A 25,861-nucleotide genomic window follows, 5' to 3' on the forward strand; every position below is an offset into this window, starting at 1 on the left:
GCATCAGTCGAGGTAGAAGGGGTTTTCTTTTGCCTGCCATTCAGCAATCAAGTCTGGCTGTCGCCTTCTTCTTCATCATCGGAGTCCGGCTCGTCAGTGGTCGAGTCATCGCCATTGTCAGCCCCACCCTGCCCCTGATCGCCCGGCTCGGACTCGGACTTGGCGAGCATCAATCCGCTATGTCCCACCTGCCCGCTGAATGCCTGAGTATCGTGATTCTCACATTCGGCCCAGGCCGTTGCGGTGCCAAGGGACAGCATCACCATCACTTTCAACAGCAGTAAAACGCGTAGCAACCTGTTCTTCATGATCGATTCCATCCTCTATCAGGTGACCCCAAGTGCCTGGCTTGCGCTCTGTGAAATCTAGTTCCGATCAGCCGGGTTCACCAGACAGGACACCAATGAGCGGCCGGAAATGCCGTGGATGGAAAGACTGGTTTCGAATAAGCCCAATTACCGGATCAACTAAGCGAATCTGCTTTGCGCGTTTTCCCGGAAAGCGGGACCGGCTCGTGCGAACGGGTAGCCTGATAAATCAGCGGTATGGACATCAGCGCCAGCGTCGCACTGACCAGCCACACACTGTGCCCGCCAAAGTGGCCATATAGCTGACCGCCAAGCACCGGCGACAACAGTGCGCTCGCGCTCCAGCTCATAAAGAAAAGGCCAAAGTACTGCCCGCTTTTTCCGCTTTGCGCGTGCTGCATGACCAACATATTCAGTGGCGGCATGAACAGCGCCTCGCCCAGCGTCCAGATCACCGTCGACAGGCAGGCATAAAACAGCCCGGCCCCCAATGGCAACATACCGAGCCCGCAGGCCAGCAACAGACTGCCGGCCACCAGTTGCCGACGCATCCCCCAGCGTTCGCCCCAGTGCGACAACGGAATCTGCAACGACACCACCAGCAGCGCATTGAGCCCGAACTGCCAGCCGATCGCCTCGGTGCTCAAGCGGTAGTAATCACGCAGATAGTTGCCCAGCGTGCTGTAAACCGTGTCGAACGCCATACCGAGCAGAACCGTCGCCGCCAGCAACCAGAGGAATGGTTTGTCGCGATAGGGCTGGCTTGAGCTTGAGGCGGTATCGGGTTTCTCGTCAGGGATCGGCACCGGTCGACGCCACGTCGTATGGACAAACCACAGCAAGGCCAGCAACGTCATCGCCGCGCTGCCGAAGAAAACCCAACGGAAATCGGTCTGCGCCAAAACGCCGCCCGTCACCCCGGCAGCGGCCATCCCGAGGTTGCGAGCCACCCGGCTCAAGGCCTGTGCCCGGGAACGCTGCGCAACGTCGCAATACTCCATGATCAGCCGTTGATGCAGCGTGCGGATCGCCCCATCGACTGCCCCGCTGAGCAAGAGCAACCCGGCCAGCAGCGGCACCTGCGTGACCACTCCCAGCAAGATCAGCACCCACATCGAAACGAAGAACAGCGCCGCGGTCAGCCGCGCCGTGGGCACATGATCGCTGAGCAACCCGCCGAGCATCGAACCGACCAGCAGACCGGCACCGTAGGCCGACAGCAGCCAGCCGACGGTTTCAATCGCCAGCCCCAGCTCCTGACGCAGGTACAGCGCCATGAACAGCTTGACCATGCTACTTAGCCGATTGATGAACAACAGCGCCGCGAGCACCCAGGCCATCACGCAGAAATAGCCATCCAGCCGCAGCAGATGGATCAGCCGACGTGTCATTCCCTTGATCATCAAAAGGCCACTGTTTGCGAAATGTCCTTTGGACACTAAACGCCAACGACAGGCTTGTCGCGGGCGACACTCCCCATGGATCAAAAGCAGAGGCAAGCTACAAGTGCGCAGGAAAAGACCTACGCAATCACCTTGACCACCCTTTCAACCCACAAAAAAAAAACCCACTGCTTTCACAGTGGGCTTTGCGGTGTCGCCATTCAGCGCTTAGTGATGCTCACGGGTCGCGCGGAATTTCACGTCCGGCCAGCGCTCTTCCATCAACGCCAGGTTGACCCGCGTCGGCGCGAGGTAGGTCAGGTGACCGCCGCCGTCCAATGCCAGGTTTTCCACAGCCTTGTTGGAGAATTCCTCAAGCTTCTTCTTGTCGCTGCATTCGATCCAGCGCGCGGAATAAACGGTGATCGGCTCGTAGGAGCACTCGACCTTGTATTCCTCTTTCAGGCGGCTGGCGACCACATCGAACTGCAGCACACCGACGGCGCCGAGGATGATGTCGTTGCTGCGCTCAGGGAAGAACACCTGAGTCGCGCCTTCTTCGGCCAATTGCTGCAGGCCCTGGCGCAGTTGCTTGGATTTCAGCGGATCACGCAGGCGTACGCGACGGAACAGTTCCGGGGCGAAGTGCGGGATGCCGGTGAAGCCCAGGACTTCGCCTTCGCTGAAGGTGTCGCCGATCTGGATGGTGCCGTGGTTGTGCAGGCCGATGATGTCGCCAGCGAAGGCTTCTTCAAGTTGCTCACGCTCGGAGGAGAAGAAGGTCAACGCGTCGCCGATGCGCACGTCCTTGCCAGTGCGCACGTGGCGCATCTTCATGCCTTTTTCGTACTTGCCGGAGCAAATGCGCATGAAGGCGATACGGTCGCGGTGTTTCGGGTCCATGTTCGCCTGGATCTTGAAGATGAAGCCCGAGAACTTCTCTTCCACCGGCTCCACGGTGCGTTCGTTGGCGACACGCGCCAGCGGGCGCGGCGCCCAATCGACGACAGCGTCAAGAACGTGGTCGACACCGAAGTTGCCCAGTGCCGTACCGAAGAACACCGGAGTCAGTTGACCGTCGAGGAACTCCTGCTGGTTGAATTCGTGGCAAGCGCCTTGAACCAGTTCCAGCTGTTCGAGGAAACGCTCGTACTCGTCACCCAGGTGTGCGCGCGCCTCGTCGGAGTCGAGTTTCTCGATGATTTTGGTTTCGGTGCGTTCGTGACCGTGACCGGCGGTGTAGACGATGATGTAGTCGTCAGCCAGGTGGTACACGCCCTTGAAGTCGCGGTAGCAACCGATCGGCCAGGTGATCGGCGCAGCCTTGATCTTGAGGACTGCTTCGATTTCGTCGAGCAGTTCGATCGGGTCGCGGATATCACGGTCGAGTTTGTTGATGAAGCTGACGATCGGCGTGTCACGCAGACGGCAGACGTCCATCAGCGCGATGGTACGAGGCTCGACGCCTTTACCGCCGTCGAGCACCATCAAGGCCGAGTCCACCGCGGTCAGGGTGCGGTAGGTGTCTTCGGAGAAGTCTTCGTGGCCCGGGGTGTCGAGCAGGTTGATCATGTGTTCGCGATACGGGAACTGCATGACCGACGTGGTAATGGAAATACCCCGCTGTTTCTCCATCTCCATCCAGTCGGATGTCGCATGGCGGTCGGATTTACGGGATTTCACCGTGCCTGCCACCGCAATCGCCTTGCCCATCAGCAGGAGCTTTTCGGTGATCGTGGTTTTACCGGCATCGGGGTGGGAAATAATGGCGAAAGTGCGGCGTTTCGCGACTTCGGCGGCCTGGTTGGTCATGGGAAATCGCCTGGCAGGTGATTCAAAAAAGGGCGCAGATTATAGCCCAAGTTGATCGAAGAACCGAACCGTTGAGCACATTAAGGGTGGCCAAATGCTGCCCCGGATGGGAACCTTTTTAAAGCACAGAGACGTCCACTCCCCGTAACGACCACTCGTCGGGGGCCTGAAACACCTGCAATTCAGCCTGACGCGGCTGTGCTCATGGCTCGATAAGTCGTACGGATTCGCCTGTAGGAGCGAGCTCGCTCGCGATGGACGTCAACGATAACGCTGGGTATCTGAATGCAAGCGTTGTCTGGACGTTTTTCGTCGGAACGCCGCCCGGAGCAAGCTCGCTCCTACAGTAGAGCGAGCTCGGCATGAGCTGCTTCTCGCGAACGTCGTTATCCCGGTAATCCGTGAAGAACCAAAACAACGCCCTGGGTTACGTAAGCCGCCGCGACCTGCATCGTCAGACCGGCACTTGCGCGAGCTCAACGCCACGGCGGCCTACGACGAGCATTTGCGCATCCTGTTGTCGCGCATGTACGAGCTCAATCGTGCGTGGTTGCCGGTGATGGATGCCGAGCGGGTATTTTTGGGCGAGGTGACGCAGGAGTCGATAGCGGCTTACTTGAGTTCCGGCCGCTCCCGCGGAGCCAAGACCAGTATTGTTTCACCGGCTGAAGTGGCACTCACTTAACAGATCATCTTCCATAGTCCATTGCGCTTGATCCATCACCACCCCAAGAGGAAAAACGGGGATAGGGTCAAGCGCTGGCGCTATGTAAATTTGCAGCCATTAACAAATTGAGCATTTAAGACTGTCAAAAGTGATAGGTCCGCTATTGCCTGGAAAAAGCTCTACTGAATCGGGAGCAAATCTACACGCTCTCAAAAATAAACTTACCAGGTTATAGAGGTCACCCATGAACATTAACAATTCGACATCACCTGCCACACCAACACCAGAGGCCGACTCCCTGGCGCCGAAGGTAATGGCTGGCCCACCCACACAAATCATCATAGGAGGTCTGGCAGACCCGCAACTTGTCAAAAAAGGGGGTAACTTCAAATTGGTGGTCGCGGCAAAACTCGTCGATACAAACGGCAGGGAAATTACAGGCGTTACCTCCGTGTGGACGACAACTACAGCTGGCGCCACTATCAATCGAGGTCCAGGGGATATGAACGGGACCTTCACGTTAAACAATGTGCAACTCAACACCATTATTCAATTTACCGTTACCACACAGCAGTACCCAGCCATCCGCAAGAGCGTAAGCCTTAGGCTTAACGTCTATTGATCGGCGACCGATCCCGTAATTCGTCGGTCGAACAGTGTCACCCTGATCGACCTTGTTCCTGTTCGGGAGCGCAGCAGCCGTAAATCAGCGAATACGCTCCTTGCGAGAAACTGCATCACTTGATTTCGGGGCGCTCGCGAGGAATGAAGACCAATATCGTCTCGCCGGCCGAGGCGCTGGCCTGATCGATTGGAAGCTGATTCCGATTGGTTAAGGTGCAAAACCTGTGTGCGAGCCTGCTCGCGATAGCTAAATGTCGGTCGACGACGATGTTGGCCGTGAAATTGTCATCGCGAGCAAGCTCACTCCCACAGGTTTCGTGTGATTTTTCGGCGATTCACACACCGGAAAAAAATATCAACAGTGAGTCTTGAAAAAGCTCTACAGCAACGCCCCGTCTTATAGCCAAAATCCCTACCAGCCTCTCTTCTCGCCGCCAACGTCGCCTATATTGACGCCATCGTACTTTTCCAGAACTTGGCACACAAAAGCGTCGAACGTGCAGGTATTTTTAACACTTGAAAATTATCGGGGAACATCTGCCCGTCATCTCGGTCGGCTACAAAGAGTGATGTCCGTAACGCACGTCAGAAGAGTGCAAAAACGCGACATTTTTAGTTGATCTCAGGCCCCTCACGCCCTAAAGTTCGCGCCGAACGTCCATGCTGGAAACGATCCATCCGGCTCAAGTACTGACGACGAGACAGCAAGGCCAAGGGCTGCGACCCATGGCCTTTTTGCTTTCGGCGACATGCCTTGGGAAGTAGGCGAACCAAAGTGGGGATACGGAGGACGTTCATTTGCACCCATTGTTTTTTCGAGTTTGCCCATAGGAGCTCCCAAGTATGTCGATCCAGGTCGAAGACTATTTCGCGCGCGAAACCTTTCAGAAAATGAAGGCGTTCGCCGACAAGCAGGAAACCCCGTTCGTGGTGATCGACACCGCGATGATTGCCCAGGCCTATGACGACCTGCGCGCCGGTTTCGAATTCGCCAAGGTCTACTACGCGGTCAAGGCCAACCCGGCTGTCGAGATCATCGACCTGCTCAAAGAGAAAGGCTCGAGCTTCGACATCGCCTCGATCTACGAGTTGGACAAAGTGCTGAGCCGTGGCGTCAGCGCCGACCACATCAGCTACGGCAACACCATCAAGAAATCCAAGGACATTCGCTACTTCTACGAGAAGGGCGTGCGTCTGTTCGCCACCGACTCCGAAGCCGACCTGCGCAACATCGCCAAGGCGGCACCGGGTTCAAAAGTCTACGTACGCATCCTGACCGAAGGCTCGACCACTGCCGACTGGCCACTGTCGCGCAAATTCGGCTGCCAGACCGACATGGCCATGGACCTGCTGATCCTCGCCCGCGACCTGGGCCTGGTGCCTTATGGCATTTCGTTCCACGTCGGCTCGCAGCAGCGCGACATCAGCGTCTGGGACGCGGCCATCGCCAAGGTCAAAGTGATCTTCGAACGCCTGAAGGAAGAAGACGGCATTCACCTGAAGCTGATCAACATGGGCGGCGGCTTCCCGGCCAACTACATCACCCGCACCAACAGCCTGGAAACCTACGCCGAGGAAATCATCCGCTTCCTGAAAGAAGACTTCGGTGATGACTTGCCGGAAATCATCCTGGAACCTGGCCGTTCGTTGATCGCAAACGCTGGCATCCTGGTCAGCGAAGTAGTACTGGTCGCGCGTAAATCCCGTACCGCGGTAGAGCGCTGGGTGTACACGGATGTGGGCAAGTTCTCCGGCCTGATCGAAACCATGGACGAAGCCATCAAGTTCCCGATCTGGACCGAGAAAAAGGGCGAGATGGAAGAAGTGGTCATCGCCGGCCCGACCTGCGACAGCGCCGACATCATGTACGAAAACTACAAGTACGGCCTGCCATTGAACCTGGCCATCGGTGATCGCCTGTACTGGCTGTCGACCGGTGCGTATACCACCAGCTACAGCGCTGTCGAGTTCAATGGCTTCCCGCCGCTGAAGTCGTTCTACGTGTAACCCCACCCTGTAGGAGCAGCCGGTCGACGCTCGATTGCTCGCGATGAACCTGAGGATAACGCGCACATCCTGTATGAACGCGTCATCGTTAACGACCATCGCGAGCAAGCTCGCTCCTACAAGGTTTCGAGCTGTTTGGTACGTTGTTTGTAATCCACAGCCATCGCCTGAATCTGTGGATCATTGGCGGCTGACAATGCCTTATAAGCCACTCGCAGAAAATTCAGGTTGCCACCGGCCAACGCCTTGCGCAGCCAGACCAACGCATCCTCGATATTCCCCTCGTCGGTCAAGACCGCTGCAAAGCTGAACTGCCCGCGAAAATCCCCGCTCTCGGCCGAACGTCGATACCAGTTACGAGCCGCCGCCGGATCCGCGGGACAGACCCGCCCTTCTTCCAGGTACCGCCCCAGCAGATTCATCGATTTTGCATGGCCCAACTCAGCCGCACGGCGATAGAGACTCAGTGCCTGAAGCTGATCCTCAACCACCCCGCGCCCGGTCGCCAGCAGATTGGCGTAGTTGTACATCGCCCAATCCAGCCCTGCAGTGGCGGCAATTCGGTAATGCCTGGCCGCTAGCGATGCATCGGCAGCACAGCCCCAACCATGCTCATGACAACGGCCGAGCATGTTGCGCGCCATGAGGTGCCCCTGGTGCGCTGCGATGCCGAACCAGCGCAGCGCCAGCGACCGGTCCTGCGCGATCCCCTGCCCGTCCAGCAGGATTTGCCCGAGCAAGGCCTGGGCCTCGACCTCTCCTTCACGCGCGGCAATCAGGATAGCCTGTGCCGCACGGGCCGGGCTTTCGTCGAGCATCGCGCGCAGGCGCTCACCATCGAGCACTTCCTCGCGGCGTAAACGAAAGTCCGCCACTTATACCTCGACCCAGCGACGCAACAGGTTGTGATAAGTGCCGGTCAGGCGGATCAGCGACGGATGATCCGGCATGTCGCGGGTCAGTTGCTGGATGGCCCCGTCCATCTCGAACAACAGGGCGCGCTGGCTGTCTTCGCGCACCAGGCTTTGGGTCCAGAAAAACGAGGCGAGTCGCGTTCCGCGTGTCACCGCGTTGACCTTGTGCAGGCTGGTGCCGGGGTACAGCACCATGTCGCCGGCAGGCAGCTTCACTCGCTGGGTGCCGAAGGTGTCCTGGATTTCCAGCTCGCCGCCGTCGTAATCCTCGGGCTCGCTGAAGAACAGCGTGGCGGACAAATCCGTGCGCACCCGCTCAATGCTGCCTTTGGGCTGACGCACCGCGTTGTCGATATGGAAGTCGAAACTGCCACCGGCGGTGTAACAGTTCACCAACGGAGGAAAGACTTTGTGCGGCAGTGCAGCCGACATGAACAGCGGGTTTTTCCACAGCCGCTCCAGCATCGCTGCGCCGATCTCCTTGGCCAGCGGATGCCCTTCGGGCAGCTGCAAGTTGTGCTTGGCCTTGGCCGACTGGTAGCCGGCAGTGATCTTGCCATCAGCCCAATCGGCTTGTTCCAGAGCTTCGCGGATGCGCTGCACCTCGTCTTTTTCGAACAGGCCGGGAATGTGCAGCAGCATGGCAAAGGCACCTGAAAACAAAGGGGCGCCAATGGTATTGATTCTTATTGCCCTTGTAAAACACATCTGACGAATGAGTCAGCAAAAACCGTAAGGTTAAATTGTAAAGAATGTAAATTCAGTGCGAATAGTAATGTTTCGCAATTGTTACGAATACTTGTTTACCCTATATTCCGCGACCTCAAATCCTTGGGGAGGGGAATCCAGATGTCACGTCAACAACCACAAGTACCGGTCAGTTCACCACGTTTGCTCGCATCGGCCATCGGCATGGCGATTACCGCCGGCTCCGCGGGCCACATGGTTTTCGCGGCGGAAAAAAGCGCCGAAAAAACACCGGACAATGTGATTTCTCTGGGCGCCACCGCCATCACCGGCCAAGCCCATGACGAGACGACCTACAACGTCGAGAAAGCCTCCTCGCCCAAGTACACCGCACCGCTGATCGACACACCGCGCTCGGTGACCGTAGTTCCGCAACAAGTCTTGAAAGACACCGGCTCGCTCAACTTGCAGGATGCGCTGCGCACCGTTCCAGGCATCACCTTCGGCGCCGGTGAAGGCGGCAACCCGCAGGGCGACCGCCCGTTCATCCGCGGCTTCGACGCCCAGGGCGACACCTACCTGGACGGCGTGCGCGATACCGGTTCCCAGAGCCGCGAGATCTTCGCCGTTGAATCGATCGAAGTCAGCAAAGGCCCGAACTCCGCGATCGGCGGCCGTGGCGCTGCTGGCGGCAGCATCAACCTGGTCAGCAAGAAAGCACACCTTGGCAACTCGCTCGACGGTGGCTTCACCTGGGGCTCCGACCAGACCCAGCGCTACACCTTCGACGGCAACTACCAGTTCACCGACACCGCCGCTGGCCGTCTGAACCTGTTGAGCCACGAGAGCAACGTCGCCGGACGTGACAGCGTCAACTACGACCGTTGGGGTGTTGCACCGTCCCTGGCCTTCGGCCTGGGTACCGACACCCGCGTCAACCTCGACTACTACCATCTCGAAAGCAACGACCTGCCGGACTCGGGTATTCCGTACAGCATCCCGACCGCAGGCTCGGCTGCCCGTACCAAGGCCAACCCGGACAAGCCGAATGACGGCGGCGACAGCAGCAACTTCTATGGCCTGGACAATCGCGACTTCCGCAAGACCCGCACTGACACGGCGACCTTCGCCATCGAGCACGACCTGAGCGACTCGTTGACCATCAAGAACACCCTGCGTCACGGCACCAGCATGCAGGATTACATCCTGACCCAACCGGACGACAGCAAAGGCAACGTCAACAACGGCAGCGTCTGGCGCCGCGCGAACACCCGCGTGAGCAACACCGAGACCACCACCAACCAGACCGACCTGTTTGGTGATGTCTACATCGTCGGGTTCAAGAACAGCTTCTCCACCGGTGTCGAATACACCCACGAGGAAAGCGAAAAGTCCTCGTACAACGTCAACACGGACACCACTCCGGGAACGGCAGCAGTGACCACCAACTGCTCGCCGGCACTGATCGGCGCGCCAAGCGGCTATAACTGCACCTCGCTGTCCAACCCGAATCCGAATGATCCGTGGAGCGGCGCCATCTCGCGCAACTATGCCGGTACCGACACCAAGGCCAACACCTATGCGCTGTATGTGTTCGACACCCTGGAGTTGTCCGAGCAGTGGCTGGTGAACATGGGCCTGCGTTACGACCATTTCGATACCGAATACAAAACCTTCAACGGTTCCAGCGTGACCACGTCCAAGGGCGATGACACCAGCGAATTCGTCACCGGTCAGTTCGGCGTGGTGTACAAACCAGCGGAAAACGGCAGCATCTATGCCTCCTACGCGACGTCTGCCACTCCGCCGGGCAACACCTTGGGCGAAGGTTCGGAAGGCAACCCGTTGGGTGGCACGCCGGATCGCAACGGCAACCTGCTCAAAAGCGACATGGAGCCGGAAACCACCAAGAACTACGAAATCGGTACCAAGTGGGATCTGCTGAACGATCGTTTGTCCCTGACCGCCGACATCTTCCGCACCGAGAAAGAAAACGCTCGTGTGCAAACCAACACCACCACCTTTGAAAACGTCGGTAAAACCCGCGTTCAAGGTATCGAACTGTCGGCCAGCGGCAAACTCACCGACAAATGGCAAGTGTTCGCCGGTTACGCCTACATGGACAGCGAGCAAATCGATGGTGGCGACCTGCCGGCAAACAAGATCAACAACGGCAACCAACTGCCTAACACGCCGAAAAACAGCGCCAGCCTGTGGACGACCTATCAGGTCACGCCGAAGCTGACCATCGGTGGCGGTGCGTTCTATGTCGATGACGTGTTCGGCAACGTCGCCAACACCACCATGGTTGATTCCTACGTTCGTTACGACGCGATGGCGGCCTACAAGCTGAGCAAGAACGTCGACCTGCAACTGAACGTGCAGAACCTGACCGACGAAACCTACTACGACAAGGCGTTCTCGACTCACTTCGCCAACCAGGCGGCCGGTCGTACCGCATTGCTGAGCACCAACTTCCACTTCTGATGGAAACGTGACCAACAACCTTCTGTAGGAGCGAGCTTGCTCGCGAGAAACTCGAGAACGGCGCGGTGAATCAGGTTTACCGCGTCATCGTTGACGACCATCGCGAGCGAGCTCGCTCCTACATTGTTGGCATTGGGCCCGGCCTCGTTCATTCACATGAACGGGGCCTTTGTGCGTAAAAAAGAATGCTTCTCGACAACCCCACGGCATAATGCGCGCCGTGATGAATCAATTTGAACGAACAAGGCGAGCGACGTGTTGAAGAAAACCCTGTTCCAGTTGCACTGGTTTTTCGGCATCAGCGCCGGGCTCGTCCTGGCCCTGATGGGCATCACCGGGGCGACTGTGTCGTTCCAGGATGAAATCCTGAACGCACTCAACCCGTCCGTGTTGCAGGTCGAAAAACAGCTCGCCGGTGTGCTGCCGCCTGCCGAACTGGTGGAGCGAATCGAAACCGCGTCGGGCAAAAAAGTCTCGATGCTCACCGTGGAAACCGACAGCGGCAACGCCGCCAAAGTGTGGTTCACCCCGCCACCGGGTGAACGCCGTGGCGAGATGCGCTACTTCGATCCGTACACGGGAGAGTTCCTGGGCGACGCCACCGGTCAGGACTTCTTCGGCCTGATGCTGCAACTGCACCGTTTCCTCGCCATGGGCGACACGGGTCGGCAGATCACCGGTGCATGCACGCTGATCCTGGTGTTCTTCTGCCTGTCCGGCCTGTACCTGCGCTGGCCTCGCCAGTGGAAAAGCTGGCGCGCCTGGCTGACCCTGGACTGGAAGAAAAAGGGCCGCAGCTTCAACTGGGACCTGCATTCGGTGGCCGGTACCTGGTGCCTGGTGTTTTACCTCCTGGCGGCGCTGACCGGGCTGTCCTGGTCCTACGAGTGGTACAACAAGGGCCTGACCCGGTTGCTCTCCGATGCACCGCAGAACGAGCGCGTGCGTGGCGGACGTGGCCCGGCGCGGGCTGGTCCGGCGCCGACAGCCGATTACGCGGCCATGTGGAGCAGCATCTACAGCGCGGCCGGCCCGCAACTCAGTTCCTATAACGTACGCATGCCGCCAGTGGCCGGCCAACCAGCGACCGTTTACTTCCTGTTGAAAACCTCGCCCCACGACCGTGCGCTGAACCAGATCACCCTCGATCCGGCCAGCGGCGTGGTCAAACGGGTTGACCGCTACAGCGACAAGAGTCTCAAGGCGCAACTGCTGACCAGCATTTATGCGCTGCACGTCGGCAGTTACTTCGGCATCGTCGGGCGCATCATCCTGACTCTCACCGCGCTGACCATGCCGCTGTTCTTCGTCACCGGCTGGTTGCTGTACCTGGATCGTCGCCGCAAGAAACGCCAGATCAAGGATGCTCGCCAAGGCCTTGTACAACCGGGCAACGATGCATCTGCCTGGCTGATCGGTTTCGCCAGCCAGAGCGGGTTTGCCGAGCAACTGGCCTGGCAGACCGCCGGGCAATTGCAGGCCGCAGGCTTACCCGTGAAGGTGCAGCCGCTGGCGGACGTCAGCGAGCAGGACTTGCAGGGCTCGAACAACGCTCTGTTCGTCGTCAGTACCTTCGGTGACGGTGAAGCGCCGGACAGCGCCAGGGGCTTCGAACGCAAGGTACTGGGTCGCACGCCGAGCCTGGAACGCCTGAACTACGCGGTCCTCGGCCTCGGCGACCGGCAGTATCAACACTTCTGCGGATTCGCCAAGCGCCTGCACACCTGGCTCGGCGAACACGGCGGCAAGACCTTGTTCGCCCCGGTGGAAGTCGACGGCGGCGATCCTTACGCCTTGCGCCACTGGCAACAGCAACTGGGGCTGCTGACCGGCCACGCGCCCGTCGACGCCTGGCAAGCACCCAGCTACGACAACTGGACCCTGGCCCGTCGTGAACTGCTGAACCCGGACAGCAGCGGATCCCCTGTGTACTTGCTGGGCCTCAGCGCGCCAAGCACCAGCAGTTGGCTGGCCGGTGATCTGGTGGAAGTGCTGCCGCGCAATTGCCCGTGGGTCATCGAGCATTTCCTCGATGGTCTGGGGATTCACGGTGAGACCAAGGTGCAGCTCAACGGCCTGGAGGAAACCCTCGAACAGGCCCTGGCCAGCCGCCAATTGCCGGAGAACCGCGCCCATCTGGTCGGCCTGCACGCGCAGGCGCTGGCAGAGGCCCTGGTGCCGCTGGCCATGCGCGAGTACTCCATTGCGTCGATCCCGGCCGATGGCATGCTCGAACTGATCGTGCGCCAGGAAGTGCATGCCGATGGCAACCTCGGCGTCGGCTCCGGCTGGTTGACCGAACACGCACCCGTGGGCAGTTCCATCAGCCTGCGCGTGCGACGCAACAGTGGTTTCCATCTGCCGGCCCGACCGGTGCCGATGATCCTGCTGGGTAATGGCACTGGGCTGGCCGGGTTGCGCAGCCTGCTCAAGGCGCGGATTGCCGAGGGTCAGCAACGTCACTGGCTGCTGTTTGGCGAGCGCAATCGCGAGCACGACTACCTGTGCAGAACGGAGCTGGAGGAGTGGCTGATCAATGGTGATCTGGAGCGCCTCGACCTGGCGTTTTCCCGCGACCAGGCAGAGAAGGTTTACGTGCAGGATCGGCTGCGAGAGTCCGCTGAAGAGTTGAAAAAGTGGCTGGCCGAGGGTGCGGTGATTTTTATTTGCGGCAGCTTGCAGGGCATGGCAAGCGGAGTGGATCAGGTGCTCAAGGAAGTCCTCGGAGCAGCACAGGTAGAAAAGCTGATCGAACAAAACCGATATCGGCGCGACGTCTACTGACATGCAGCCGGATCTCGTCCGGCTGGATCCACGCTTTGCTCATGAATCTTCTACAGCATATTTACCCTTGTAACGTATGAAGTCTGACCAGTCCTGCAACCTGTCCATTCGCAGTTGCAGTGGGGTCAGCAGGCTGGCCACCAGATTCAGCGTCAGTAGCAGAGTCGAATACGTTGACGAAGCCGTGATCAGGGCAAGCCTGTCAATCATCACGCTCAACAACTGCTCAATCCTGTTCAGGAAATGGCCAAAGTTGAAAAGTGCGGAACAAGCGCGAGCGTAGACCTGGGTCAACCGATACAACTCCAGTGTTAGCGGTTCAGGGTCTCCTCGGTAGGGTGTCCTGAAATCGAAGGGGGAAGTCCCGGAACCTGAAGGAGGCTTTTCTGGCGAAAAGCCATAGGTTTCTATCTTCTGCTTTCTTGCCGCAAGGATCCGGAAGAACATTGGGTGGACCTCTCGCTCCATTGAGTTGACATTGAAACTGTACCGTTCAACGTTTTTCAGGGCGACGCTGCACTGCTCAACGAGAAAGGACATGACTCCGGAAACCTTGTACATGCTACAGACCACAAGGTTCGGCGCATGGAAATCGAACAGATCGCATCCCAGCGTATCAACAGCCACCCGTCGGTAGCGGGGCACGTTCGGCCTTGCCTCAAGAAATACCTGCCGAAGGTTGTGGACCTGATTGACGCAGAGGAGCACTTGCGTGCGTATACCCTTCACGTCGTCCTCGTCCACCAAGGACCAAAATCTGGTGCGATTGCTCTCAGCCTCTTCGCTCAAGCCCTGTGCATAGGCGCCCAACACCTTTGAGGTTGCCGGGGTGGAGTGCATGATGAAATCCTTGTGAAGCACCTCGCTCAAAAATAATTCGTAGGCGCGTAACGAAATAAAGTCATCTTCCTGAAAAAATATGAAATCCCTGTTCTCTTCGTTCATACCCGCCTCCTGCAGATAGTCACTCCCATGCTAAACAACCATTGAAAAGCCGTGCATCGAGAGACTCGACGCACGACCGATCAAGCACGGTATGAAAAACAATACTTATAAATACGAAAGCTGATTCAGGTAATCGACAAAACCATTGGCGCTAACGATGAAGTCTGAAACCTGCTTGTTCAAAGGGGAGGAAGAATCAGACTTCATCGAGCTCAAGAAACGGGCCACTGTCTCATCGATCTCCGCGAACGCCGCCACGTAGAGTTTGCGTTGCTCATGCATCTGAGAAAAAACCTCAATCAGCTTGATCTTGTCCGCAGTGATCCGCACGGCGAGTCCCTCAGCCATAATTTGCGCCTGCACTTCCAGGGTCTTGTCTCGAAGTACCTGGTTCTGCTTTACCATCAAGACAAAGGAAACATCCCTTACTGCGCCCTGCAGATCCTGTTTCACTTTTTCGATCGCCGCCAGCACCAGATCAATCTGAGATGGCTTGGCACCAAGTTTTTTGACCGCCTCGACATTCAGCTCGACATTCTTTGCAACACCGGAAATGCCGAGTTTATTGAGCTCCTCTACGGCCTCGTTGATGACTCCACGCTTTTTTTCAAGATCTGTCAGGCTGGAATTCAAACGCTCCAGCACCGCATCATGTGCTGACACGTCAGCCATCAGCGAGGTTTTGAATCCCTGCATGGCCGTCTCGTCATAACCGACATTGAACCGTTTCAGGCTCTCTCCCAAGGAGATGGACATCTCGCTGACGGCCGTCTGTGCCTCCCGCAAAAGCGTCGTCTGCTCGTCATGAATTTCGTCGATTTCATCGGCGCCCTCCCTCAACTCTTCATCGAGCGACAGCAACTGTTGTAGCGTGCTCTTAAGTGAAAGCTCGGTTTTCAGTGCCTTCTCTTGAGCCTCCCTGGAACCATTCGCGACGTTAACCGGTAACGCCTGAAATTTTTCACTCAAGTCCGGAAGATAATCCGTTTTCATGAACAGCAGCTTTGCTTCCACCGCACGGTTACGCAGTTCCGAACTGCTGCCCTGAAGGTTTTGGACTTTCACTGCAGGATAACTATCGCTTTGCATCAGAGACCTCATTGGTTTTCTTCCTTGAACACCGTATTCCAGCATGTATTGCTGTTCCGCCTCGTGGAACAATTCAACAAGCGCATCGGCGCTTTTTTCGATTTTTACCCAAGGCGCCGCCACCAAACGAAACTGAGTGATGAATGCCTGCAAACGGACGCCGTCTTCGATCTTCAATACCGCTTTTTCGGAGCTCTCGATGTAGGCATGGAGCACATTCCAGGTATGCACCACGTTGTTTGTCGCCACTTCAGCATCCAGAGCAACGGTCTGCATATTCTGCATGTCACCCCTGATCCGTGCGATCGATCCCAGGACCTTGGACTTGCTCTCGAGGCTCTTGATGGCCGCTTCCTGAGCACGGCTGAGATCATTGCGTCGAGATCGGACCCCTTCAGCTTCAACACCGGTATAGATGGCAACGCCCAAACCTATAATCGAGAAACTGCTGGCCGAGGAAAGCGACTTTTGAACCAGCGCTTTGTACTCTTTATGCAACTCATCAATCTGATTGGCACGCTCCTTGATCTCGTCATTCAAAATCTCGATGTCTGATGCGAATGTATTATTCTCGAGTGCCAGCGACAGTAACTTGATAGTTGGAATGACATCGTTAGTCAGTTGCCGACTAAAATGGTCGAGATCGGATTTTATTTGAGCGGCAGTGCGCAGATGCTCCTTGACCTGCTCGAAGATCTGATCCAGCACATCCCCCAGATCCGGGATGGTGTCCGCTTCCAACGCAAGATCCGGGAACGGCTTGCCTTCTTTCACTTCCCACTCGCGCAATTCCGCATAGTTGGTAATCTTGTGTGTGCCCAGCGCCTTCGCCGCCTTGACGTCAGCGAAAATTTCCTCGACCGAAGTAAGGTATACACCCATGCTCGAACCGAACAGTTTCAAATGGGTCCCCGTCAGCATGATCCGCGAGCGCAGGGGCGACCATAGACTGGCGTGGGCATTAACCTTGGTAAAAGACATGAGAAAGTCTTTTTTTGTGAAACCCATGCCCCCTTCTTCGTCGCCAAAGTTCAGGTAAGTCGCAAGCGCTCGCTCATTGGTGGGAAGTGCCAGCCCGGTGGCTTCGTATTTTCGCAGGGAAATGATTTGGTCTTTGGTCAGTATCAAGCCGTTGGCGCGAGTGACTTCATTCGCAGCCCCAGTCGACAAAGACACCAGTGACTGGGGAACAGCAACTGCAAGAGTTGCAACTTCATCGTAGTTTTTGCCTTCCAGACTTTTTTCCCACAATGCAGCGGACATAGCGATTCCTTTCTAAAATTTTCAACTTGTCACCAAACCATTCAACTTAATTAGTTTGGCCATCCGCCCTGTGGCGTTGAAAAAAAGTAAGCCGCCCACCTATATTGATCAAGTGACCAAATATATGAAAATGTGATAATTACAACCCCAAGAGAAAACTTCAGCAGAATATTAAACCACGCGACTCGCGGGGGCCGCTAAAACTGCCAGTCAACACATACACCCAATACTCTGCCGTTTGCACCCACGCCCAATAAAAGAAAAGAATGCAGCAACTTCCAGCATCAGGTTTTTTCTCGAAAGTTATTTTCCAGGCAACGAGCAACTGCAGGATCACCGGGAGCCAGTTTTTGCTCGAATACCGCCACGCCATCCAGATCGCGCAACACCACACTCATCTCCCCGCTCTGCCCGTCGATATTCACCTCGCCAAAAAACTGAAACCCGGCAAACGGCGAGACGTTCTGCGTCGGCGGTGCCTTCTGAAACACCACGTGCGGGCCAAAGGTCTTGTCCAGTGGATTGGGCCCAAAACTCCCGGCATTCAACGGCCCCGCGACAAACTCCCAGAACGGTTCGAAATCCTGAAACGCCGCGCGCTCAGGGTGGTAGTGATGCGCGGCGCAGTAATGCACGTCCGCGGTAAGGAAGACGAAATTGTGAACCTGTCGCGCCCGCAGAAAGCCGAGCAATTCGGCGATTTCCAGTTCACGTCCCTGGGCCGGGCCGGGATCACCGTTGGCCACCGCTTCCCACCGCGTGACACCTGGGCTGACTTCGCCGTCGGGTACGCCGAGGCCGATAGGCATGTCGGCGGCGATCACTTTCCATTGCGCGTTCGAGGCCTGCATTTCGCGCTTGAGCCAGTCCAGTTGCTCACGACCGAGGAACGGCTTGGCCTCGCCCAGATTGTCATCATTGGCCCCGCGATAACTGCGCATGTCCAGCACGAACACATCGAGCAGCGGCCCGTAACCGAGCTTGCGATAGATCCGCCCGCCGCCATCGGCGCTCTGCAGGCGCATCGGCGCGTATTCGAGCCAGGCCTGGCGTGCGCGATCCACCAGGCTGTGGATATCCTTGCTCTGGTAGCGCGCATCCAGCTGCTTGCCGGGCGACCAGTTGTTCACCACTTCGTGGTCGTCCCACTGCCAGATCTGCGGCACTTCGGCGTTGAAACGGCGGATATTTTCATCCATCAGGTTGTAGCGGTAATTGCCGCGGTACTCATCGAGGGTCTCGGCGACTTTGCTCTTGGCCTCGGTGGTGATGTTGCGCCATACCCGGCCACCTTCCGTGGTGAGCTGCGCCGGGATCGGGCTGTCGGCGTAAATGGTGTCGCCGCTGTGGATAAAGAAATCCGGCAGACGTCGACGCATCGCCTCGTAGATGCGCATGCCGCCAATGTCCGGGTTGATGCCGAAGCCCTGGCCGACGGTGTCGCCGCTCCAGACAAAACGCAGGTCGCGCCGGGTCTGCGGCACGCTGCGCAAGTGACCGAACCAGGGTTCGCTGGCAACGCCACTCTGGGCGTCTTCAAACTGCACTCGATAGAAAATCGCCTGGCCGGCAGGCAGCCCGGTGAGTTCGACCCGGGCAGTGAAATCGCTGCGCGCATCGGCCAGGGGCGAGACGAATCGCCGCGGGTTGGGAAACAGGCTGCGGGTGTCCCACTCCACCACCATCCGTGCGGGACGATCGCAGCGGCTCCAGACGATCGCCCGGTCGCCCAGCAGGTCACCGGACTGCACGCCGTCGGTGAGCTGCGGCCGGTCCTTGACCGAAGCGATCACCGCCGGCGCCAGCCCTGGCAACAGCAATCCGGCGCCGACCGCTTGCATGACACGACGGCGCCCCAGGTTGAAATCGCTCATGGTGTTCTCCTTGAAAAAGGAAAAACTTAAGCATGGCTGGATGAAGCCGGCATGACATCCCCACCTTATAGGAGCGAGCCCGCTCGCGAAAAACCAATAGGCGCCGCTGGGCATCTGGTTTGACGCGTTATCGTTCGCGACCATCGCGAGCGAGCTCGCTCCTACAGGGGACAGGTGTCAGGCGGTGACGGGTTCTACCGCCAACTCCACCACCTCTGGTCGTTTCACCAGCGCATACGCCACCGCCGTCAACAGGCTCCCCGCCACAATCGCCAGCAGATAAAGCAGCGCATGATTGATCGCATTCGGGATCGCCAGCACAAACAACCCTCCATGGGGCGCCATCAATTTGCAGCCGAAATACATCGACAACGCACCGGTCAGCGCACCACCGGCGATGCTCGCCGGAATCACCCGCAACGGATCTTTCGCGGCAAACGGAATCGCCCCTTCGGAGATGAAGCACAGCCCCAGCACCAGCGCCGCCTTGCCGGCTTCGCGCTCAGTCTGCGCAAACTTGCGCCGCGCAATGAACGTGGCGATACCCAGGCCAATCGGCGGCACCATGCCCGCGGCCATGGTCGCCGCCATCGGCGCGTAACTCTGCGACGCCAGCAACCCGACCGAGAACGCATAGGCCGCCTTGTTGATCGGCCCGCCGAGGTCGACGCACATCATGCCGCCCAGCAACACACCCAGCAGAATCGCGTTGGTGGTGCCCATGCTGTCGAGAAAATGCGTGAGCCCGGAAAGCATCCCGGCCACCGGTTTGCCGACCACGTAGATCATCACCAGACCAGTGAACAGGCTCGCCAGCAACGGGATGATCAGGATCGGCTTCAGCGCCTCGAGGCTTTGCGGCAAACGCGCATAACGGTTGATCGCCTTGGCCGCATAGCCGGCGAGGAAACCGGCAATGATCCCGCCGATGAAACCGGCGCCCAGGGTGCTCGCCAGCAGACCGCCGATCATCCCCGGCGCGAGGCCCGGGCGGTCGGCGATGGAATAGGCGATATAGCCTGCCAGCAGCGGCACCATCAGCTTGAATGCGCTGTCGCCACCGATCTGCATCAACGCCGCCGCCAGAGTGCCCTGCTCCTTGAAGGCGGTGATGCCGAACACGAACGACAAGGCGATCATCAGGCCGCCGGCCACCACCATCGGCAACATGAACGACACGCCAGTCAGCAGGTGTTTGTAGATACCCGTCTTTTCCTGTTTGGCCGTTGTTTTGGCAGCGTTCCCAGCGCTTTCCTGCTGGCCTTCGGCCAAGGCCTTTTTCAAGGTCGCTTCCGCTTGCTTGAGGGCAATACCGGTGCCACAGCGATAGATTTTCTTGCCGGCGAAACGCTCGGTGGCGACTTCGATATCGGCCGCCAGCAGCACCACATCGGCCTCGGCAATCGCTTGCGCGCTCAATGGATTGCGCGCGCCGACCGAGCCCTGGGTTTCCACCTGCAGGTCATAGCCCAGGCGCTTGGCCGCTTGCTGCAAGGCCTCGGCGGCCATGAACGTGTGGGCTACGCCCGTCGGGCACGCGGTGACGGCCACCAGCCGCGGTGTGTCCCGGGCAACCGCCACAGGTTCGACGACGGCTTCTTCAGCTGCGTAAACCTGAGCGTCCTGCGCACCACGCCGCAGTACGGCTTCCACGTCTTGCAGGGCTTGGGCCGGAGTGCTCTGGAACAGGCGCTTGCCGACAAACCGCGACATATCCACGGGTGCACTGGTCACCAGCAGCACCCACTCGGCCGCGTCGAGGGTGGCCGCCGACAGTTGCTTTTCAGGATGCGCGGCATCGGCGATTTCGACACTGGTGCTCCAGCCCTGACGCTGGGCCGCGGCATCGAGCAACCGGGCACACAGCACACTGGTGACCATGCCGTTCGGGCAGGCCGTAACGATGGCTAACTTCATGACAAACCCTCTTATTGTTCTGTCAGGGGACGCACGCGCACACCCTGTTCAAGCTGCGCCAGTTGCGCTGCATCGCCAATGCCGAAACCGATCTGGGTCACTGCCATCGCGGCAATCGCCGTGGCGGTGCGCAAGGTTTGCTCCGGCGTATCGGCACTGAGCAAACCGTGGAGCATCCCCGCCAGCAACGAATCACCCGCGCCCACCGTGCTGGCGACGCTGACCCTGGGTGGCGTGGCATGCAGTGCCGAGCCAACGCTGAACCAGTTCACGCCTTCGGCACCATGGGAAATCACCACATGCTCGATGCCCTGGGCGTGCAAGCGATCCGCCGCTTCGGCCTGGGCACGGACCGACACGACCTCGCAGTCCAGCACCTCGGCCAGCTCGTCGGTGTTGGGTTTGATCAGCCACGGCCCCGCTTTCAGCGCTGCACGCAACGCCTCGCCGCTGGTATCGAGGGCGACGTTCAGGCCCAGGTTCTTCAAGCGCACAATCAACGCCTGCAACCACTGTGCGCTGATGCCCAACGGCAAACTGCCAGCAACCACCACCGCATCGTGCCCCGGTGCGATCTGCTCCAGTCGATCCAGCAAGGCCTGCTGCGCCACCTCGCTGACCTGCGGTCCCGGCCCATTGATGTCAGTGATGCGGCCGTCGCTTTCCGCCAGCTTGATGTTGCTGCGGGTCTCGCCCGGCACGCGGATGAAGGCATCGACAAAACCGCGCCTGGCGAACAGCGTTTCAAACGCTTGCAGATTGTCCTCGCCGAGAAAGCCACTGACGGTCACCTGATGCCCGAGGTCCGCCAGCACTTGCGCCACGTTGACGCCTTTGCCGGCAGCGTGGGTGTGCATCACATCGCTGCGGTTGACCTGGCCGGCTTCAAGGCGCGGCAACTGGACGGTCAGGTCCAGCGCAGGGTTGAGGGTCAGGGTGAGAATCCGGGCCATTACAGGGCCTCCACTAGTGCACGCACTTCATTGGCGCTGCCCACGGCCAGGGCCTGTCGGGCAAGGGTTTGAGTCTGAGTGAAGCCCAGTTCGCGAATTCGCGCCTTGACCTCGGCAATGCTGCGCGCCCCGACGCTGAGTTCGTCCACGCCGAGGCCGACCAGTACCGGCACCGCCAGTGGGTCGGCCGCCAGCTCACCGCACACACCGACCCATTTACCGTGAGCATGGGCCGCGCGCACGGTGATGTCGATCAGTTGCAGCACCGCCGGATGCAAGCCGTCGGCCTGGGCCGAAAGCGTCGGATGGCCACGGTCGATGGCCAGGGTGTATTGGGTCAGGTCGTTGGTGCCGACGCTGAAGAAGTCGACCTCCTTGGCCAGCACCGGCGCCAGCAATGCCGCCGACGGCACTTCGATCATGATCCCCAGTTGCAGGTCGGCAACCGGAATTTCCAGACGCAGGCGTTCGGTCATGTCACGGGCCTGGCGCCACTCGTCAACGCTGCCCACCATCGGGAACATGATCCGCAGCGGCCGGTTGTCGGCCGCCCGCAGCAAGGCGCGCAATTGCGCTTCCATGATCTGCGGACGCTGCAAGGTCAGGCGGATACCGCGCACGCCGAGAAACGGGTTTTCTTCCTTCGCGATCGGCCAGTACGGCAGCGGTTTGTCGCCGCCGACATCAAGGGTGCGCACCACCAGCGGCCGCCCCGCCAGACCGTCGAGAACGCGACGGTACTCGGTTTCCTGGGTTGCCTCGTCGGGCGCTTGCGGGTGGGCCATGAAGATCAGTTCGGTGCGCAACAGACCAACGCCTTCGGCGCCCTGCTCCACCGCGCCCGCCACGCCGGCGCTTTCACCGAGGTTGGCGAACACTTCGACGGCGTGGCCATCGCTGGTCAATGCCGGCTGGTGACGCTGCTCGGCGGCTGCCTTCAAGCGCTGCTCACGGGTATCGCGTTCGGCCGTGGCGCGCTGCAAGGTCGCTGCGTCAGCGTCCACATGCAGACGACCACGCTGGCCATCGAGCAACAACGGCGTACCCGGTGCCAGCAGCAACACGCCGGGGCCGGCGCCGACCAGTGCCGGGATGCCCAGCGCCCGGGCAACAATCGCACTGTGCGCCGTAGCGCCACCCCGGGCGGTGAGAATCCCCGCCACGCGAGCCGGATCGAGACGCGCGACGTCGGAAGGTCCGACCTCGTCCATCACCAGAATGTACGGTTGATCCGGTTCGTTCGGGGTTTCGATGCCACTGAGCTGCATCAACACCCGACGCCCGATGTCGCGCAAGTCGGCCGCGCGCTCGGCGAGCAAGGCATCCTGCAAGGCTTCCTGCTGTCGGGCCGCCGCTTCAATCACAGCCATCCATGCCGCCTCGGCGCTTTCGCCCTGCTTGAGGCGCGTATCGACTTCATCAGTCAGTTCCGGGTCGTCGAGCATCTCTTGGTGGGTGATGAAGATTTCGCGAATGGCTTTGCTTTTGCTGCGCTCGATCAAACCCTGGATGTCACGGCGTACCTGCGCCAGGCTGTGCTGCAGACGTTCACGCTCGATGGCGGCGGACTCACCGCGCAACGGGTAGTCGATGGTTTGCAGCACATGAATATGGGCCGGCCCGATGGCGATCCCCGGCGCGGCGGCAATCGCCTGGACCACGCTGCCCGACATCGGGGCGAGGACTACTTCGACCATTTCGGCAACGACCTCGCGCACCTGGCTTACCGGTGGCAGCGGCTCGACTTCCTCACCGAGCCCTTCTTCGATGGCGGCCAACAAGGCCGGCAACACATCGGCGGCGATGACTGGCTCGGCGATGAACTCCAGGACCTGTCCCCGACGGGCGCCGAGGCTGAGCAACTTGCTCAAGCTCTTTACCGACACCGCGCTGTCGTGGCCATCGACGATCCGCACGCGGATGTCTCCTTCAAAACTCTTTGCCAGTTGCGCGAGGATTTTCGCCGGCCGCGCATGCAAACCGTGGGCATTGGCCAATGCAATTCGCGCGCTGGGCCAGTCGGCGGGCACTTCACCACCGAGCACTTCGAGGACTTTGCGACTGCTGGTGGCGCGCCCCAACTCATGACCACGCCCTTCGATCAGCAACGCGCAAAGGCGTTCGAGCAAGGCTTGATGGGCCTCACCGAGGCTGGCCAGGCAAAACAGGCCATTGAGCGGCTGGCCGAGATAGCGCAGCGGTTTGTCCGGGGTAACGAAGGCCAGGCCGGGGCGCTTCACCGTTTGCTCGCTGTGCAGCCACCACAGGCCATCGCCCAACGGCAGCGCTTCAACCTGTTGCAGTACGGCGGAGAAACCGTTGCTCACGCAGTCGGCCTGGCGCAACAAACGTGCGCCGCGCCAGACCAGCTCTTCGAAATCTTCGGCTGCTACACCGAGGCCGATCATCTGCGCATCCAGCGCCAGCTCCTGTGGCGCGCCTTGCAGCAACTTCAGCAATGCCTCGGCGGAACCTGCGCGACGCAAGGCCTGGCCCAGATCAGTCTCGCCGAGAGCGCGAGTCAACAATTGCAACAGGCGCAGATGCTCATCGGATTTGGCGGCGATACCGATCGCCAGGTAAACGATATGACCGTCGCCCCAGTCCACACCGTCAGGGAACTGCATCAGGCGCACACCGGTGGTGAACACCAGTTCGCGGGTTTCGGGCGTACCGTGGGGGATGGCAATACCTTGACCGAGAAAGGTCGAGCCCTGGGCCTCCCGCGCCTGCAATCCGGTGAGATACCCCTCGGCAACCAGACCGTCGGCAACCAGATGCCGGGCCAGCAATTGCAGCGCTGCGGATTTATCCACGGCCGACTGGCCCATGGAAATCTGCTCTACAGTGAGCTCGAGCATGCTTTCTCCTTTTTGGCGACTTGGGGCGCCAGGTATTGTTTTGAATAAGCCAGCCTAGGCGCCTGGTCGTCACTTTTGGCGGTTTCACGGCAGAACCGACCAAAGGCGCCTATAACGTAGAAAATACGCTTGCTGAAACGTTTAATCTAGATTGAATGGCACGTTACTCGATAATGTCCCATCCTTGAAGCTCAACTTGTCGGATGCGTTGCGACAATGGTCACCTGCCTTAATCGGTTAGGATTGACGAAAATGTCGAGGCAATCTCGAAAAAACAAGGAAACAGCGGGTTGAAACTCAGTGATATCGCCCAGTTGGCCGGTGTGTCCGTCACCACCGCCAGCTATGTCATCAATGGCAAGGCCGAACAACAGCGCATCAGCAGCGCCACTGTCGAACGCGTGCGTGCGGTCGTCGAACAACATGGCTTCACGCCCAACCCACAGGCCGCCGGTTTGCGCAGCCGACACACGCGCACATTGGGATTCATTCTGCCGGATCTGGAAAACCCCAGTTACGCGCGAATCGCCAAGTTGCTGGAGCAAGGCGCGCGAGCCCGGGGTTATCAGTTGCTGATCGCCAGTTCCGACGATGCACCGGACAGCGAACGGCAATTGCTGCAACTGTTCCGCGCCCGGCGTTGCGACGCACTGATCGTTGCCAGCTGCCTGCCGGCCGGCGACGACAGCTATCGCCAATTGCAGGCCAAGGGCATCCCGATCATCGCCATCGACCGGGTCATGGAGCCCGAGCATTTCTGTTCGGTGATCAGCGACGACCGCGAGGCCAGCCTGCAACTGACCCGCAGCCTGCTGGAGCCGCTGCCCAGGCAGATCGCGCTGATCGGCGCCCGCCCGGAGCTGAGCATCAGCCGGGAGCGTGCCGCTGGCTTCAAAGAGGCTCTCGCCGGGTTCAACGGTGAGGTGCTGATCGAAGAAGGTGAGTCCTTCAGCCGCGAGTGCGGTAAACAATTGATGGAAGAGTTGCTGCAGCGTCTGGGCCATTTACCCGATGCCCTGGTGACCACATCCTACGTGCTGCTGCAGGGCGTGTTCGATGCGCTGCACGACTTCCCGCTGAAAAACCGTCCGCTGCGCCTCGGCACGTTCGGCGACACCCAGTTGCTGGACTTCCTGCCACTACCGGTCAACGCCATGGCCCAGCAACATCAACTGATCGCCGACAAGGCCCTCGCGCTGGCCGTGGCCGCCATCGAGCAGTCGGATTACCGGCCCGGCGTACAAGCCATCGCGCGGACGTTCAAGCAGCGTATTCGCCAGGATTGAA

Annotated in this window: 16 protein-coding genes and 1 pseudogene; 6 read left to right on the plus strand and 11 right to left on the minus strand. The window is 59.2% G+C overall.

What is annotated here, in order from left to right:
• Positions 1-47 precede the first annotated feature (47 nt).
• The 3 genes from ACEN8Q_RS19390 to ACEN8Q_RS19400 all read right to left on the minus strand — a co-directional run bounded on the left by ACEN8Q_RS19390 (position 48) and on the right by ACEN8Q_RS19400 (position 3,502).
• The gene (locus tag ACEN8Q_RS19390) at positions 48-308 is read right to left on the minus strand and encodes a hypothetical protein (RefSeq protein WP_413426915.1); all 261 of its coding nucleotides are present in this window, start codon (positions 306-308) and stop codon (positions 48-50) included.
• 155 nt (positions 309-463) lie between these two features.
• Complete coding sequence (locus ACEN8Q_RS19395; protein WP_413703592.1) at positions 464-1,699, minus strand: MFS transporter; 1,236 nt, start codon at positions 1,697-1,699, stop codon at positions 464-466.
• 219 nt (positions 1,700-1,918) lie between these two features.
• A complete protein-coding gene (locus ACEN8Q_RS19400; protein WP_008018754.1) occupies positions 1,919-3,502 on the minus strand; it encodes a peptide chain release factor 3 in 1,584 nt (527 codons plus the stop codon).
• 410 nt (positions 3,503-3,912) lie between these two features.
• Between ACEN8Q_RS19400 and ACEN8Q_RS19405 the strand changes: the two are divergent.
• The 3 genes and pseudogenes from ACEN8Q_RS19405 to ACEN8Q_RS19415 form a co-directional block, all read left to right on the plus strand.
• Positions 3,913-4,187, plus strand: a pseudogene (locus ACEN8Q_RS19405) (glycine/betaine ABC transporter ATP-binding protein); the annotation flags it as partial.
• 226 nt (positions 4,188-4,413) lie between these two features.
• A complete protein-coding gene (locus ACEN8Q_RS19410) occupies positions 4,414-4,791 on the plus strand; it encodes a hypothetical protein (protein WP_413426919.1) in 378 nt (125 codons plus the stop codon).
• An 845-nt stretch (positions 4,792-5,636) separates the two neighbouring features.
• Positions 5,637-6,800: a type III PLP-dependent enzyme gene (locus ACEN8Q_RS19415; protein ID WP_007973066.1), complete on the plus strand. Its 1,164-nt coding sequence runs from the start codon at positions 5,637-5,639 to the stop codon at positions 6,798-6,800.
• A 116-nt stretch (positions 6,801-6,916) separates the two neighbouring features.
• On the opposite strand, the gene ACEN8Q_RS19420 is transcribed toward ACEN8Q_RS19415, so the two are convergent.
• Together ACEN8Q_RS19420 and ACEN8Q_RS19425 are read right to left on the minus strand one after the other, a co-directional pair.
• A complete protein-coding gene (locus ACEN8Q_RS19420) occupies positions 6,917-7,618 on the minus strand; it encodes a tetratricopeptide repeat protein (protein ID WP_413426933.1) in 702 nt (233 codons plus the stop codon).
• Positions 7,619-7,675: 57 nt separating this feature from the next.
• Positions 7,676-8,356: a Fe2+-dependent dioxygenase gene (locus ACEN8Q_RS19425; protein WP_413426921.1), complete on the minus strand. Its 681-nt coding sequence runs from the start codon at positions 8,354-8,356 to the stop codon at positions 7,676-7,678.
• Between the two features lie 207 nt (positions 8,357-8,563).
• Between ACEN8Q_RS19425 and ACEN8Q_RS19430 the strand changes: the two genes are divergently transcribed.
• Together ACEN8Q_RS19430 and ACEN8Q_RS19435 are read left to right on the plus strand one after the other, a co-directional pair.
• Entirely contained in the window at positions 8,564-10,888 is a 2,325-nt protein-coding gene (locus ACEN8Q_RS19430) for a TonB-dependent receptor (RefSeq protein WP_413703593.1), read from the plus strand.
• Positions 10,889-11,143: 255 nt separating this feature from the next.
• The gene (locus ACEN8Q_RS19435; RefSeq protein ID WP_413703594.1) at positions 11,144-13,672 is read left to right on the plus strand and encodes a PepSY domain-containing protein; all 2,529 of its coding nucleotides are present in this window, start codon (positions 11,144-11,146) and stop codon (positions 13,670-13,672) included.
• A gap of 39 nt (positions 13,673-13,711) precedes the next feature.
• On the opposite strand, the gene ACEN8Q_RS19440 is transcribed toward ACEN8Q_RS19435, so the two are convergent.
• The 6 genes from ACEN8Q_RS19440 to ptsP all read right to left on the minus strand — a co-directional run bounded on the left by ACEN8Q_RS19440 (position 13,712) and on the right by ptsP (position 24,574).
• The gene (locus tag ACEN8Q_RS19440; protein ID WP_413703595.1) at positions 13,712-14,617 is read right to left on the minus strand and encodes a hypothetical protein; all 906 of its coding nucleotides are present in this window, start codon (positions 14,615-14,617) and stop codon (positions 13,712-13,714) included.
• A 105-nt stretch (positions 14,618-14,722) separates the two neighbouring features.
• A complete protein-coding gene (locus ACEN8Q_RS19445) occupies positions 14,723-16,969 on the minus strand; it encodes an alpha-xenorhabdolysin family binary toxin subunit A (protein ID WP_413703596.1) in 2,247 nt (748 codons plus the stop codon).
• A gap of 284 nt (positions 16,970-17,253) precedes the next feature.
• Entirely contained in the window at positions 17,254-18,843 is a 1,590-nt protein-coding gene (locus tag ACEN8Q_RS19450; protein WP_413703597.1) for an alkaline phosphatase D family protein, read from the minus strand.
• A 177-nt stretch (positions 18,844-19,020) separates the two neighbouring features.
• Positions 19,021-20,760, minus strand: coding sequence for a PTS fructose-like transporter subunit IIB (locus tag ACEN8Q_RS19455; RefSeq protein ID WP_413421573.1), 1,740 nt, complete (start codon positions 20,758-20,760; stop codon positions 19,021-19,023).
• An 11-nt stretch (positions 20,761-20,771) separates the two neighbouring features.
• A complete protein-coding gene (gene pfkB / locus ACEN8Q_RS19460; protein ID WP_413421575.1) occupies positions 20,772-21,713 on the minus strand; it encodes a 1-phosphofructokinase in 942 nt (313 codons plus the stop codon).
• Positions 21,713-24,574 carry a phosphoenolpyruvate--protein phosphotransferase gene (gene ptsP / locus ACEN8Q_RS19465; protein WP_413421577.1) on the minus strand — a complete coding sequence of 954 codons (2,862 nt, stop codon included), beginning with the start codon at positions 24,572-24,574 and terminating at the stop codon, positions 21,713-21,715. The genes pfkB and ptsP overlap by 1 nt, the downstream gene beginning before the upstream one ends.
• Before the next feature lie 290 nt (positions 24,575-24,864).
• On the opposite strand from ptsP, the gene cra reads away from it, so the two are divergent.
• On the plus strand, positions 24,865-25,860 hold the full coding sequence (cra, locus tag ACEN8Q_RS19470) for a catabolite repressor/activator (RefSeq protein WP_413421579.1): 996 nt from the start codon (positions 24,865-24,867) through the stop codon (positions 25,858-25,860).
• Position 25,861 lies beyond the last annotated feature (1 nt).

Source organism: Pseudomonas sp. Pseusp16 (assembly GCF_047324915.1).
Taxonomy (GTDB): Bacteria; Pseudomonadota; Gammaproteobacteria; order Pseudomonadales; family Pseudomonadaceae; genus Aquipseudomonas; species Aquipseudomonas fluorescens_CD.

What these genes read in the sequence shown, in the direction of transcription:
- ACEN8Q_RS19440 (WP_413703595.1), bottom strand. Translation starts at nt 14,617, where the DNA reads ATGAACGAAGAGAACAGGGATTTCATATTTTTTCAGGAAGATGACTTT.
- ACEN8Q_RS19410 (WP_413426919.1), top strand. Translation starts at nt 4,414, where the DNA reads ATGAACATTAACAATTCGACATCACCTGCCACACCAACACCAGAGGCC.
- ACEN8Q_RS19455 (WP_413421573.1), bottom strand. Translation starts at nt 20,760, where the DNA reads ATGAAGTTAGCCATCGTTACGGCCTGCCCGAACGGCATGGTCACCAGT.
- ACEN8Q_RS19390 (WP_413426915.1), bottom strand. Translation starts at nt 308, where the DNA reads ATGAAGAACAGGTTGCTACGCGTTTTACTGCTGTTGAAAGTGATGGTG.
- ACEN8Q_RS19400 (WP_008018754.1), bottom strand. Translation starts at nt 3,502, where the DNA reads ATGACCAACCAGGCCGCCGAAGTCGCGAAACGCCGCACTTTCGCCATT.
- pfkB (WP_413421575.1), bottom strand. Translation starts at nt 21,713, where the DNA reads ATGGCCCGGATTCTCACCCTGACCCTCAACCCTGCGCTGGACCTGACC.
- ACEN8Q_RS19420 (WP_413426933.1), bottom strand. Translation starts at nt 7,618, where the DNA reads ATGCTCGACGAAAGCCCGGCCCGTGCGGCACAGGCTATCCTGATTGCC.
- ACEN8Q_RS19445 (WP_413703596.1), bottom strand. Translation starts at nt 16,969, where the DNA reads ATGTCCGCTGCATTGTGGGAAAAAAGTCTGGAAGGCAAAAACTACGAT.
- ACEN8Q_RS19425 (WP_413426921.1), bottom strand. Translation starts at nt 8,356, where the DNA reads ATGCTGCTGCACATTCCCGGCCTGTTCGAAAAAGACGAGGTGCAGCGC.
- ACEN8Q_RS19450 (WP_413703597.1), bottom strand. Translation starts at nt 18,843, where the DNA reads ATGAGCGATTTCAACCTGGGGCGCCGTCGTGTCATGCAAGCGGTCGGC.
- ptsP (WP_413421577.1), bottom strand. Translation starts at nt 24,574, where the DNA reads ATGCTCGAGCTCACTGTAGAGCAGATTTCCATGGGCCAGTCGGCCGTG.
- ACEN8Q_RS19415 (WP_007973066.1), top strand. Translation starts at nt 5,637, where the DNA reads ATGTCGATCCAGGTCGAAGACTATTTCGCGCGCGAAACCTTTCAGAAA.
- ACEN8Q_RS19430 (WP_413703593.1), top strand. Translation starts at nt 8,564, where the DNA reads ATGTCACGTCAACAACCACAAGTACCGGTCAGTTCACCACGTTTGCTC.
- ACEN8Q_RS19395 (WP_413703592.1), bottom strand. Translation starts at nt 1,699, where the DNA reads ATGACACGTCGGCTGATCCATCTGCTGCGGCTGGATGGCTATTTCTGC.